The 13,350-nt window shown below is 39.7% G+C and carries 8 protein-coding genes; 6 read left to right on the top strand and 2 right to left on the bottom strand.

Annotation, left to right across the window (positions count from 1 at the left end; all coding sequences use genetic code 11):
* The first annotated feature begins 169 nt into the window (after positions 1–169).
* The 3 genes from QME45_10040 to QME45_10030 all read left to right on the top strand — a co-directional run bounded on the left by QME45_10040 (position 170) and on the right by QME45_10030 (position 5,352).
* Entirely contained in the window at positions 170–1,966 is a 1,797-nt protein-coding gene (locus QME45_10040) for a glycoside hydrolase family 127 protein (GenBank protein ID MDI6618995.1), read from the top strand.
* A gap of 320 nt (positions 1,967–2,286) precedes the next feature.
* Positions 2,287–3,768 (top strand): fucose isomerase, encoded by a 1,482-nt coding sequence (locus tag QME45_10035; protein ID MDI6618994.1) that lies wholly within the window; start codon positions 2,287–2,289, stop codon positions 3,766–3,768.
* A gap of 339 nt (positions 3,769–4,107) precedes the next feature.
* Positions 4,108–5,352 (top strand): MFS transporter, encoded by a 1,245-nt coding sequence (locus QME45_10030; protein MDI6618993.1) that lies wholly within the window; start codon positions 4,108–4,110, stop codon positions 5,350–5,352.
* A 399-nt stretch (positions 5,353–5,751) separates the two neighbouring features.
* Here the strand turns inward: QME45_10030 and QME45_10025 are convergent, their stop codons facing one another.
* On the bottom strand, positions 5,752–8,031 hold the full coding sequence (locus QME45_10025) for an ATP-dependent Clp protease ATP-binding subunit (GenBank protein MDI6618992.1): 2,280 nt from the start codon (positions 8,029–8,031) through the stop codon (positions 5,752–5,754).
* Between the two features lie 292 nt (positions 8,032–8,323).
* A complete protein-coding gene (locus QME45_10020; protein MDI6618991.1) occupies positions 8,324–9,202 on the bottom strand; it encodes a DMT family transporter in 879 nt (292 codons plus the stop codon).
* A gap of 357 nt (positions 9,203–9,559) precedes the next feature.
* Between QME45_10020 and QME45_10015 the strand changes: the two genes are divergently transcribed.
* From QME45_10015 to QME45_10005, 3 genes are all read left to right on the top strand, one after another.
* On the top strand, positions 9,560–10,135 hold the full coding sequence (locus QME45_10015; GenBank protein MDI6618990.1) for a helix-turn-helix domain-containing protein: 576 nt from the start codon (positions 9,560–9,562) through the stop codon (positions 10,133–10,135).
* A gap of 163 nt (positions 10,136–10,298) precedes the next feature.
* Positions 10,299–12,068 carry an aminopeptidase P family protein gene (locus QME45_10010; GenBank protein MDI6618989.1) on the top strand — a complete coding sequence of 590 codons (1,770 nt, stop codon included), beginning with the start codon at positions 10,299–10,301 and terminating at the stop codon, positions 12,066–12,068.
* 152 nt (positions 12,069–12,220) lie between these two features.
* Positions 12,221–13,333: a DUF362 domain-containing protein gene (locus QME45_10005; GenBank protein MDI6618988.1), complete on the top strand. Its 1,113-nt coding sequence runs from the start codon at positions 12,221–12,223 to the stop codon at positions 13,331–13,333.
* The last annotated feature ends 17 nt before the right edge of the window (positions 13,334–13,350 follow it).

Raw genomic sequence — 13,350 nt, 5'->3', positions numbered from 1 at the left:
GTTGCTCAAAATAACATAATCCTATTTATTCCTGATTTCAAATTACGAATTGAAGATTTAGTTATATTTACTTGACACATATGATCGATTTATATTAAAATTATCCCTACGATAATTTAAAATTTTATTTATTTTGTAAGGATTGTAATTTTGGGAGGGGTGAATTTACTTGAAATCCAAAAAGTTATCTGAGGTACCTTTTACAAATGTAAAAGTTCAGGACAAATTCTGGGGCGGACGTATGAAAACCCATAGGGATGTCACGATCGATGCTTGCATAAGAGAATGCGAAGAGACTGGAAGAATATCAAATTTCGCAAAAGCGGCCGGGATTAAAGAAGGAAAATTTGAAGGAATATACTTTAATGATTCGGATGTATATAAGGTACTTGAAGGTATAGCCTATTCGCTGGCAAATTGCAGGGATGCTAAACTTGAAAAAAAGACTGATGAAATAATAGATTTGATTGCTGCTGCACAGCAGAGCGACGGTTATCTGGATACATATTTTATATTAGCAGAGCCTGATAAAAAGTGGACGGACATGGAAAAGCATGAGGATTACTGTGCGGGACATTTAATCGAAGCCGGGATAGCATATTATAAGGCTACAAAAAAGGATAAGCTTTTGAAGGTAGCCTGTAATGTTGCAAACCATATGATGTCTGTACTGGGCCCCGGGAAAAAGCACTGGGTTGTAGGGCATGAAGAACCCGAGCTTGCACTCATAAAGTTATACCGCGAAACAGGGAATGAAAAGTATCTGGAATTTTCAAAATGGCTCCTTGAGGAAAGAGGTCACGGCTATGGGAAAGGTGCCATTTGGGATAAAAAAGGCTGGGGTCCGTCATATTGCCAGGATGATAAACCTGTCAAAGATCTCTCCCATGTCAGTGGCCATGCAGTAAGGGCAATGTACCTTTACACGGCTATGGCTGATATGGCAGGTGAAACCGGCGATGGTGAGTATGCCGAAGCTCTTGACAGGCTGTGGGACAGCGTGGTTTTAAGGAATATGTATATTACCGGCGGCATAGGTTCCACAAAGAGCAATGAAGGGTTTACAGAGGATTATGATCTCCCGAACGAGACAGCTTATTGCGAAACTTGCGCATCCGTGGGTATGGTCTACTGGAATCATCGCATGAATTTGCTAAGCGGCCAGAGCAAATATGCCGATATAGTGGAGAGGGAAATGTATAACGGCGCATTGAGCGGAGTATCCTTAAGCGGAGATATGTTTTTTTATGAAAATCCCCTTGCGACAGACGGCAGCCATCACAGGCAGAAATGGTATGGGTGTTCATGCTGTCCAACCCAGATAGCAAGATTTATACCATCCATCGGAAATTATGTTTATGCAGTTTCTGAGAGCGGCATATGGATTAATCAATATTTTTCGAATACGGGAGATATAACACTTGACGGAAAAAAGGTAAAAATTGAGCAGAAGACCCGCTATCCTTGGGATGGAGACGTGCACATTAAAATAAATGTTGAAAAACCGTGCAATTTCAATTTGAATTTAAGGAAACCAGGCTGGTGCGGGAAATTTTTCCTGTCTGTAAACGGTATTTCCAAGAAAGATGCGGATATGAACAATGGATACATTGCTATAGAAAGAACATGGTCAAATGGCGATTTCATAGATTTGCATATGGATATGCCGGTGCAAATCGTTCATGCCGATAAAAGGGTAAGGGCGGATGCCGGTCTTGTATGCCTGATGAGGGGTCCTATTGTCTATTGCTTTGAAGAAACGGACAACCTTAAGCTATATGATAAAATATTTGTATCTTCAGAAAGTAGATTTAAAGCCGAATATATGCCTGATCTGCTTGATGGTATATGCAGGATAACGGTCTTAGGGGACAACGGCATGGAATTTTTAGCAGTGCCATATTATTCGTGGGATAACAGAGAGCCGGGCAAGATGAAAGTATGGGTGCCTGAAAATACCCGCTAGCTGATTTTTTAGGATGCATACGGATTATTTGAAGAATATGTACCCGATTTTTCTTCGATTCGCAATATGAAATCAGGCATAAATAGGATTATGTTATTTTGAGCAACGAATGAGCATTATGAAAGTTTTGATAAGTTCTTGGATTCTTAAGGCTGCTGGCCTTAGAACTTACAAAACTTGAATCTGCCGAATGAGTGTTCAAAATAACATAAGCTCAAATTACGAATTGAAGCCGATTTTTAAGACTGCTTGTTCGCAAATATTTAGAGTAGTATAATGAATATGTCAAATATTCGAAATGTTTTAAGGAGGCTTCTTTTATGAATAATATTCCAGATGTAAAACTTGGTATTGTTGCAGTCAGCAGAGATTGTTTCCCTATGGAGCTCAGCCAAAAAAGAAGAGAGAGAGTTGTAAAGGCTTGTGTTGATAAAGGAATAGACATATATGAGGTAAAAACTATAATAGAAAATGAAAAACATGTTTTAAATGCACTGGATGAGATAAGGGAAAACGGAGTAAATGCCCTTGTCGTATATCTCGGGAATTTTGGACCTGAGGGCCCTGAAACTATAATAGCGCAAAGATTTGAAGGCCCTGTGATGTATGCAGCGGCAGCCGAAGAAAATGGGGACAACCTTTATGACGGAAGAGGAGATGCATTCTGTGGGATGCTTAATGCATCGTACAATCTAGGGCTTAGAAAATTAAATCCATACATACCTGAATATCCCGTCGGAACTGACAGGGAAATAGCAGATATGATAGGGGATTTCAAAGATATCGCAAGAGTCGTGATAGGTGTCAGGAATCTCAAGATATTCAGCTTTGGACCGAGACCGCAGGATTTTTTGGCCTGCAATGCGCCCATAAAGCCACTGTATGATCTTGGAGTCGAAATAATGGAAAATTCAGAGCTGGATTTGTTTGAATCATTCAATAAACATGCAAATGATGAGAGAATACCTGAAATTACAACGGAAATGGCAAAGGAACTCGGCCAAGGCAATGCTTATCCGGGAATACTTACTAAGCTTGCCCAGTATGAAGTTACACTGAAAGATTGGATGAAAGACAATATTGGGGCGTCAGAGTATGCAATATTTGCCAACAAGTGCTGGCCGGCATTTCAGACTCAGTTTGGCTTCGTGCCGTGCTATGTAAATTCAAGGCTGACTGCCGAGGGCATTCCTGTATCATGCGAAGTCGATATATACGGAGCTTTGAGCGAATATATCATTAATTGTGCGACAAATATATCTGCGGGGCTTCTGGATATAAACAATACCGTACCCGAAGGTATGTATTCAAGGAATAAGGAAAAGTTCAAGGGTTACAAATTGAATGATTTATTTATGGGATTTCACTGCGGAAATACTTCAATGTGCCATATGAAATATGCTTCAATGAAATACCAGCTCATAATGCACAGGTCCCTTGAGCCTGATAAAGAGCCTGACATAACAAGAGGAACGTTGGAAGGAGCCATAATGCCGGGTGACATTACGCTTTTCAGGCTTCAGAGCACTGCCGACTGTATTCTTCGAAGCTATGTCGCAGAAGGCCGGGTGATAGATGTCGACCCTAATTCTTTTGGAGGAATAGGTATTTTTGCGGTGAAAGAAATGGCTAGATTTTACAGGCATGTGCTTATTGCCAAAAGATATCCTCATCATGCAGGAATAGCATTTAAGCATGCGGGAAAGATATTGTTTTCTGCAGTTAAGATGCTCGGCGTAGATGATATATCATTTAACCAGCCGCCTGCAATGCTTTATAAAGATGAGAATCCTTTTAAATAACACAAATTTTATTTATGTCTTATTTCAAATTGCGAATCGCAGTTTCAAATAAGGAACATGCCTTTGTGAAGAGCCTTTTCATGACAATTGAAGGGATAATATAAATAGTTGAGACTGTCTCAAAATAAATTTTATATACAATATATTGACTTCACAAATTCAAGGCGCTCGATATATTGTATTGTTTTTTTATTTTGAGACAGCCTTTTTTAAAATGTTGATTTATATGGCGACTGAATATAAAATAGAAGGTGTTGTGCGGCTATTATGAAAGATTAGCCGGCAGGCTGATGTAAAATAAGCAAGGATTGGATAAAAATAGTTTTAGTGAGGTATCATATGGACAGGATCAGTATAGCCAAAAGAAATTTTATATTTATGACCTGCGAAGGGGTTTGCTTTTTTTGTGCCCAGACTTTTATGGATGCGACCTCGATTATACCCCTTTTCATCGTTTCATATACAGGAAGCCTTGCGCTTACAGGGCTTTCAATGACTATAAAAAATACGATATTTTTCATACCGCAGATAATGATAGGTCCTTTTATCGACAGGATCAAAAATATGCCGGGATATTTGACAAAAGTTATGTTTATATCCAGGCCTATTATATTCTTGATGGTTCCTGTGCTTCTTTTAAATATCGACCACTATTTGACGGTAGGGATCTTTTTTGCCATTTATACGTTAATTTACATAGGCGAGGGTTTTATCAACACTCCATGGTTGGTACTTTTAAACAGGACCATACCGCCCGATAGAAGGGGAAAGTTGCTTGGCAACCAGCAGATGTTCAGCGGGCTTGCCGGTATAGCCGGCGGAATTGTAATAAAAATGATACTCGATGATCGATACATATCGGATGGCGCAAGATTTGCCATGATATTCGGGATAGCCGGCATATTTTCATTCATGTCCGGCGTATGCATGAGTTTTGCGAGGGATAACGAAAGAAAAATTGATTCCGCTGAGATTAAGATAGTCTCATATTTCAAGAAATTGCCTTTATATATAAAATCAAACAAGGATTATTTAAATATCGTCATAATTCAGTTACTATCGGGGTTTACAGGGATGATCGCGCCATTTGTAGTGCTTTTTTGCAAAGACTATTTTAAACTGCAGCCCCAGGGGGTTTCAATGCTTGTTTATTCGCAGATAATAGGAGCGCTTATAGGAGGATATGTCTGGGGTGAACTTAGCCGCAGGATAGGGAATAAATATGTGGTCATGGTTTCGCAGCTTGTAGGACTTTTAATAGGTGCCGCAGCGCCGCTTATCACGGGATTTAATCTTAAAGCATTCTCAGCGGCATCTTTCATAATGGCTTTTTTAAATGGCATATATGCAGGATGCTGGCTTGGATTTGTAAATTATATTATGGATGTAGTTGAGGAAAAACTGGCACCCGTATATCTCACTATAACCAATATACTTACATTTCCCAATACATTCTTGTTCTATATAGCAGGGATAATCGCCGGAAAATATGGATACATTCCCATTTTTACAATGAGTGCTGCCGGCGCTTTCATAGCTTTTGTCCTATCTTTGGGATTAAAGACCAAAGCTCAGCTTTATTAAGTCTGTGAGCTTAGCGATTGGAATAATATTCTTCAGATATAAAATATGCATCCTGGTGGCGGTGTTTTTGAAATCATAAAAAAGGATATTATTTTTAGATGTTTTAATTTCTAAAAATAATATCCTTTCCTTCGATTCGCAATATGAGTTTGTGTTATTTTGAGCACTCATTCGCCAGATTCAAGTTTTGTAAGTTCTAAGGCCGGCAGCCTTAAGAATCCAAGAGCTTTTGAAACTCGCCTACGCTCAGACAATCAAAAGCTCTAAGGATTCTCTTCGGCAGCAAAGCCAAGAACTTATCAAAGCTTTCATAATGCTCATTCGTTGTTCAAAATAGCATAATCCTATTTATGCCTGGACTTGGTTTCAAATTACGAATTGAAGATCCTTTCATAAACATTATTCAAGCACGATTTTACCGTCTGCTAAATTTATCTTTACAAGAGAGCCTTCGTGTATTTTCTTTCTCAAGAATGCTTCGGTGATTTCATCCTCGATATATTTCTGAATGGCACGCCTTAAAGGCCTTGCACCGAATTTCTCATCATAACCTTTTTCCAGTATAAAGTCCTTGACTTCGTCTGAAACTTCTATCGTTATTCCTTTTTCACCGACTTCACCGCGGACTTCATTCAGCATAAGGTCGATTATCTTATAAAGCTCATCTTTGGTTAAGGGCTTGAAGAGTATTATTTCGTCCACCCTGTTTAGAAATTCAGGTCTGAAGGTTTCCTTCAAAGAATCTTTTATGTGGTTCTCGAGCAAATTATAGTCATTACCTGTAAAGCCGATACCATTGGATTTAAAATCCGTACCGGCATTGGATGTCATAACTATAACGGTATTTTCAAAATAGACGGTTCTTCCCTGGTTGTCAGTAAGCCTTCCATCTTCGAGTATCTGAAGCAGCATGTTAAATACATCGGGGTGGGCCTTTTCAATTTCGTCCAAAAGTATTACGGAATATGGCCTCCTCCTTACTTTTTCGGTAAGCTGTCCGCCTTCCTCATACCCTACATATCCAGGAGGGGCGCCTATCAGTTTGGACACCGTATATTTTTCCATATACTCGGACATGTCTATCCTTATCATCGCATCTTCGCTTCCGAATAATTCGCATGCCAGAGCTTTAACAAGCTCGGTCTTCCCGACACCGGTCGGACCGACAAATATAAACGATGAAGGCTTTTTCTTCTTTCTGAAACCTAAACGGTTTCTCCTGATCGCCCTTGAAAGTGAACTAATAGCCTCATTCTGCCCGATAACTCTTTTGTGGAGCCTATCTTCAAGAGTAAGTAACCTATCCGTTTCTTTCTCTGTTATTGTATGAACAGGGATCTTTGTCCAGGCTTCAATGACATCTGCGATATCGTCGACCGTAAGCTGGACGTTATCACATTCTTTTTGTATCTCGCTTATCCTGCTTTGCAATTTGCATTCGACAGCCTTATATTCGGCGGCCTTTTGATAATCGGTATCATTAGCGGCTTTCTGCATTCTATTTTGTATTGCAGCAAGCTCTGAATTTAAAGATTTAAGTTCTATAAGGCCTTTATTATTCAAATTTGCTTTTGAACTTGCTTCATCGATTACATCGATGGCTTTATCAGGCAAGTATCTATCGGTTATATACCTTTCGGATAATCTTGCAGCGGCTTCTACCACTTCGTCCGATATTTTCACTTTATGGTAATCTTCATAATATTTTTTTATTCCCTTTAATATTTCGATTGTTTCATCGACAGTAGGTTCATCGACTATGACAGGTTGAAATCTGCGTTCTAGTGCAGAATCTTTTTCAATATATTTTTTATACTCATCGAGAGTCGTGGCGCCGATTACCTGTATTTCGCCCCTTGAAAGCGCAGGTTTTAAAATATTTGCGGCATTTAAAGCACCGCCCTGAGCTTCCCCTGCACCTATTATATTGTGGACTTCGTCGATAACAAGTATTATGTTGCCATATTTATGTGCTTCTTCTATTATAGATTTCATGCGGCTTTCAAACTGTCCCCTAAACTGTGTGCCTGCAACCACTGCAGTGAGGTCTAAAAGATATACCTCCATATCGAAAAGTTTGGCAGGAACATGCTTTTCGGCTATTCTTACAGCCAATCCTTCAGCAATTGCCGTTTTACCTACGCCGGGTTCACCTAAAAGTATAGGGTTGTTTTTTGTACGCCTGTTCAATATCTGTATCACCCTGTTGATTTCCCTGTCTCTGCCTATTACCCTGTCGATTTCACCATCTATGGCTTTCTGCGTCAGGTTGGTTCCGTACATATCCAGGTATCTCTTTTTCTTATAGGTTTTACTTTTTTCTTTAGCGCTTGACGGTTCTTCCTTTATATTCGGTCCTTCGCTGCTATTCTGCAGTTTTTGCTCTTTAGCTCCATCACCTTTTGGCACCTGGGCGACACCTCCTATAAGGCTTGTCAGAAAATTATTGTTGTTTATTTCATCGGGATTGATATCACTCAGTACATTGTTCATCTGTTCTGTTATATTTTCAAAGGCTTCCGGTGTGATGCCTGCCTGTTGCATAAGCTGATCAACAACAGGAATGCCCATTTTCCTTGCACATTCCATGCATAAACCTATCATTTCGGTTTTGCCGTTTTCAATTTTAGCCGTATATACAGTTGCGACATTTTTTTTGCATATCGAGCATAACCTCATTTTATCATCTCCGTAGTTTTAAGCTAATACTCTCACCTATATTATAGTATAAACTGCAAATCATTTTACATCTTTTTATTAAACATAACTTTATCATTAAAGTATAGCATAACTTGCTGTATTATTCTATTATTATAAAATATTTAACTTCGATTCGTAATGAGCTTGTGTTATCTTGAACACTCATTCGTCGCTCAAAATAACATAATCCTATTTATGCCTGATTTCATATTGCGAATTGGAGAAATATTTAACTTCGATTCGTAATATAAGTTTGTGTTATCTTAAAATATTATATGGCCTGATTCTTTTCCTGCTTGCTTTTCACAGTCATATAGTTGAACGATATGGAGGCAATAACGATCAATCCACCTGCCAGGGATAACATGCTTGGCTGTTCCCTTGTTGCCAAGAATACCCAAACCGGGTTCAATATGGGTTCAAGAGTGGTGATAAGGGAAGTCTGAACGGCTGATAGATACTTGGACGCATAAGCATATATAACATAGGGAACCCCCAGCTGAAATATGCCAAGAGCCGCCAACATCCATAGTTCACCGGAGACTATATTTCCCTTCAAGTAGAATGGGCTGCATAAAAAGGCTGTTAAAAGGTTCCCCAGGAACAACGGCTCAAGGGAGGAGGCTGTCCGGGATGACATATGAATTTTTTTTGTCGACAGGATGACTGCTGCAAAGCAAATACCTGCCATCATGCCAAATATGTTTCCCATCAGGTTTTTATTTGTTAGGCCGTCAAATGCAAAGATTATCATACCGACCAGAACGCCCAATACCGTGTAGTACTCGCTTTTCTTAACTTTTTCGCCCAAAATCTTATCCGAAAGCAGAATCACATAGACAGGAGCAGTATATTGCAGCAAAATGGCATTGGCCGACGTTGTATATTTGGTAGCGACGACCAGAAAAATAACATTGCCGGCAAACATCAGAGAACAAAAAAATTTGAGCTTGTTCAGCTTTATCTTGAAAGGGTTTCCGATAAAGGGCAGGAAGACAATGGAGGCAAAAAAAGATCGAAGACCAGCTATGGATACGGGATCCAGAGTGATCAGCTTTATGAATACTCCTCCAGTGCTCCATAGCAAAGCAGTAAAGAATAATAAAATGGCGGATACTCGTTTTTTTCTGTCTGAATTTGTTATCTGCATCGTATGGCCTCTTTTTTTGTAAAATTTTTATAAGATATTATTTAAAGATATATTTACAAATATATAAAATATCAACTATAATATAGCTAAAATTTATAATATAGTATAAATTAATTGAATTAATTAACTATATACTAATATTATGGATGGTTAATGTCAATAACCTGAGGGACGAATTATTTTTGCTAATTGTTCCGTTGATTCAACAATCTTGATTCCTTTCCCAAATTGTTATTGGCAAAAGCAGTGAAGGGAGTGTATCACTTTTTATTCCTGTTATATTGTTTGTGCATTTGCGCAAGGGAGGCAGTATGGAGAATACTCTTTCATGCTTATTTGTATCAAAAGGAGGTTATCATGTTAAGAAAACATATAGGGACACAAATCAAAAAGTTGAGGATGGAAAGCGATATGACCCTAAAGCAACTAAGCGATCTTACAGGCTTATCGGTAGGCTTTCTATCTCAATTAGAGCGCGGTATGACCAGCGTGGCTATTGATACTTTGTTTAACATAGCTTCAGTATTGGGGGTCAGTATCAATTATTTCTTCCCGGATATAAAGGATCAGGACGAAGTTCCTGTCGTAAGAAGATACGAATATCAGATCGTTCTTAGTGACAAGGATAACTTTATCCAATATAGGCTTTCAAAAAACCTGAGCGATAAGGATATGTTTCCCAGGCTGATAGAGATATTGCCACGTAAAACGCGTGAAAAGGTCAAGCTATACACGCATGAGGGAGAGGAGTTCATTTATATAATAGAAGGCATATTGACATATTATTACAAAAGCCAAAAGTATGATCTTTATCCCGGAGACTGTCTTCATGTACATTCAGAAGAAATGCACAATTGGGAGAACAATACCAATGGCGTCGTCAGGTTATTGGAGATAACCGTTCCCAACAAATTCAAAAAAATTCAGGAATGATTAGAGTAATTTCGATTCGTAATATTGCTTATGTTATTTTGAACACTCATTCGCCGGATTCAGGTTTTGTAAGTTCTATAGATTGTATTTTGAAAAAGAGTAATACTCACAAAAAAAGAATGATAAAGTTATAGATTGTATCGTACAGAGAGGAGTCTTTTAAATGAATGTAAACGAAAAACTAAAACTGTTAAGAAAAAATATGCGGGCAAAGGCCATCCATGCTTATATCATACCGAGCGCGGATCCTCACCTGGATGAATATGTTCCGGATCATTATAAATCCAGAGAGTGGATATCAGGATTTACCGGTTCTGCAGGGACTGTGGTTGTCACTTTGGACAAAGCCATTCTTTGGACCGACGGGCGTTACTACATTCAAGCGGCGAGACAGATCCGGGACAGCGAATTTGAGCTCTACAAGATGGAGGAAGGCATTCCCGATTATATGGAGTTTATAGAGCAAAATCTGTCGCAAGGCCAGCGAGTCGGATTTGATGGTAGGGTATTCCCATGTGCAGATGTACTTAAGATGAAAAAGAGCTTCGAGAAAATGGGGATCTTCATTAAGAACGATATAGATTTGGCAAGCGAGATCTGGACAGAAGGAAGACCATCTATACCGGCGGATAAGGCATTTCTCCATGATGTAGCTTTTGCCGGGTACTCTTTCAAGGAAAAGCTGGCACAGGTGCTGGCCCGAATGGATAAAAACAAGGTGGATCATTACATTATTTCTGCTCCTGATTCCATAGCCTGGCTTCTGAACGTGCGTGGAAACGACGTAACCTATATCCCTGTTATTTTATCCTATCTTTTGATATCAAGGGATTCTGTAATCTGGTTTGTTGATCAAAACAAACTGGCGGATGAGGTAAAGTCCTATTTAAAGGAAAATGATGTTTCCGTCAAAGATTATGGAGAAGTTTTCCATGATCTTGCAGGCCTTTCCGCCAAAAGCAGCATACTATTGGACACTAAGAAAAACAGTTATGCCATCTATGCTGCCGTGAAAGGCGCCAAAATAGTGGATAAAGATGATATCATCGCCATGCTAAAAGCTGTGAAAAATCCTGTTGAAATACAGAATTTCAAGAAAACCTATATCAAAGACGGCGTTGCCATGGTTAATTTCCTGTACTGGTTGGATACCAATATCGGAGTAAATGAGATCACCGAGCTTGATGTGGCGGAAAAGCTGCTGGAATTCCGAATGAAACAGGAACATTGCTTGGGAGCGTCATTTGCTACCATAGCTGGGTACAATGCAAATGCTGCAATGATGCATTATATGGCCAAACCGGAACATTATTCCGTATTGAAACCGGAAGGCTTTCTGCTGGTAGACAGCGGAGGCCAGTATTTAAGCGGTACTACCGATGTCACCAGGACAATGGTATTGGGAAAGATAACCGAGGAACAGAGAAGGGATTTTACTTTAGTATTAAAGGCCAATATCGATATGGCAACGGCGATATTTCTTAAAGGTTCCAGCGGCAGATCCCTGGATGCCTTAGTGAGGCAGCCACTGTGGAAATATCACATGAACTATAAATGCGGCTCGGGACATGGCGTCGGATTCTGCCTGAGCGTTCATGAAGGCCCTCAGGGATTCGGCAAGGATGTGCCCTTTGAACCGGGTATGTTGGTAACAATAGAACCGGGTGTATATAAAGAAAACAGATACGGAATCCGAACGGAAAATACCGTAGTGGTAATTAAGGACAAACTAGATGAGGATGCAGGGCAGTTCTATCGCTTTGAAATGCTGACATGCTGCCCCATCGATATAAGAGCTATTGACGCGTCCCTGCTGGACAAGGATGAGATCGATTGGATCAATAATTACCATAACAACGTCTATCATACGCTGAGCCCTTATCTGGATGAGAAACAAAAAAGCTGGCTAAAAAAAATGACGGCTTCCATATGACCCACTAACCGTACTTTAAAGCTCCCTTAAAAAAAGTTATACTGTATATATAAGTATTCAGTGCTGTTATATAGATAAATATGGTGAACAGGAAATATAGAGGAACAGGCTCATATGATAAATATAACAGCGAATCATAAGGGGGTATTTTTTTGGAAAAATCAAAAGTTTATTTTACTGATTTAAAAACAAGACCGAATTATAATCTTTTAGACAAGCTCGAAAGGCTTGTCAAAAGGGCAGGTATAGAGAAAATAGATTTTAGCAATAAATTCGTCGCCATTAAAATTCATTTTGGAGAACCAGGCAACATGGCATTTATAAGGCCAAACTATGCCGCAAAGATGGTGAGCATAATAAAGAGCCTTGGGGGTATGCCTTTTCTGACTGACTCAAATACCCTTTACACAGGGAGAAGGTCGAATGCCCTTGATCACCTGCAGTCTGCGGCTGAGAATGGTTTTACGCCTCTTACAGTAGGATGCAATATAATTATTGCAGACGGCTTAAAAGGTACTGATTATAGAGAGATCGGAATAAATCTTAAATATTGCAAGACCGCCAAAATCGGTGCGGCTATCGCAGATGCGGATGTATTGATATCGATGAGCCATTTTAAAGGCCATGAGATGACGGGATTCGGGGGAACATTAAAGAATCTCGGGATGGGCTGCGCGTCAAGAGGCGGAAAACTCGAAATCCATTCTGCCTCGCAGCCGAGGATAGATAAGGAAAACTGCAGGAGTTGCGGTCTTTGTATAAAAAATTGTTCCCAAAAAGCTATAAGCTTTGATGAGAACAAAAAGGCTTCCATTGATTACAGCAAATGCATAGGTTGCGGACAATGCGTTGCGGTATGCCAGTTCAATGGGGCTCAGGTCGTGTGGAACGAATCGGCTGACACGGCAACGGAAAAAGTGGCGGAATATGCATATGCCGTAATAAAGGATAAGCCGAATTTCCATATTAATTTCATAATGGATGTTTCACCCGATTGCGACTGTTCCCCGTCCAACGATTATGCTATTATCCCCAATATTGGCATTGCGGCTTCATTTGATCCTGTTGCCCTCGATAAAGCGTGTGTGGATCTTGTGAACAAGGCTCCTGCCCTGAAGGGTTCCGTGCTTTCGGATAACCGTTATAGAGAGGGCGAGGATAAATTCACCCACATACATTCGAATACCGACTGGAGGGCCGGGCTTGAGCACGGTGAAGAGATAGGCCTTGGAAAGCAGGATTATGAGCTGATATTGGTCAAGTAAAACAGTCTAATTTAAAA

The sequence above is a fragment of the Clostridiales bacterium genome (assembly GCA_030016385.1).
Taxonomy (GTDB): Bacteria; Bacillota; Clostridia; order Clostridiales; family Oxobacteraceae; genus JASEJN01.
Note: the sequence above shows the minus strand (reverse complement) of the source record. Positions and strands in the feature narration are given on the sequence as shown.

Coding starts and splice junctions, on each gene's coding strand:
- QME45_10035 (MDI6618994.1), top strand. CDS start 2,287: ATGAATAATATTCCAGATGTAAAACTTGGTATTGTTGCAGTCAGCAGA.
- QME45_10020 (MDI6618991.1), bottom strand. CDS start 9,202: ATGCAGATAACAAATTCAGACAGAAAAAAACGAGTATCCGCCATTTTA.
- QME45_10030 (MDI6618993.1), top strand. CDS start 4,108: ATGGACAGGATCAGTATAGCCAAAAGAAATTTTATATTTATGACCTGC.
- QME45_10025 (MDI6618992.1), bottom strand. CDS start 8,031: ATGAGGTTATGCTCGATATGCAAAAAAAATGTCGCAACTGTATATACG.
- QME45_10015 (MDI6618990.1), top strand. CDS start 9,560: ATGTTAAGAAAACATATAGGGACACAAATCAAAAAGTTGAGGATGGAA.
- QME45_10010 (MDI6618989.1), top strand. CDS start 10,299: ATGAATGTAAACGAAAAACTAAAACTGTTAAGAAAAAATATGCGGGCA.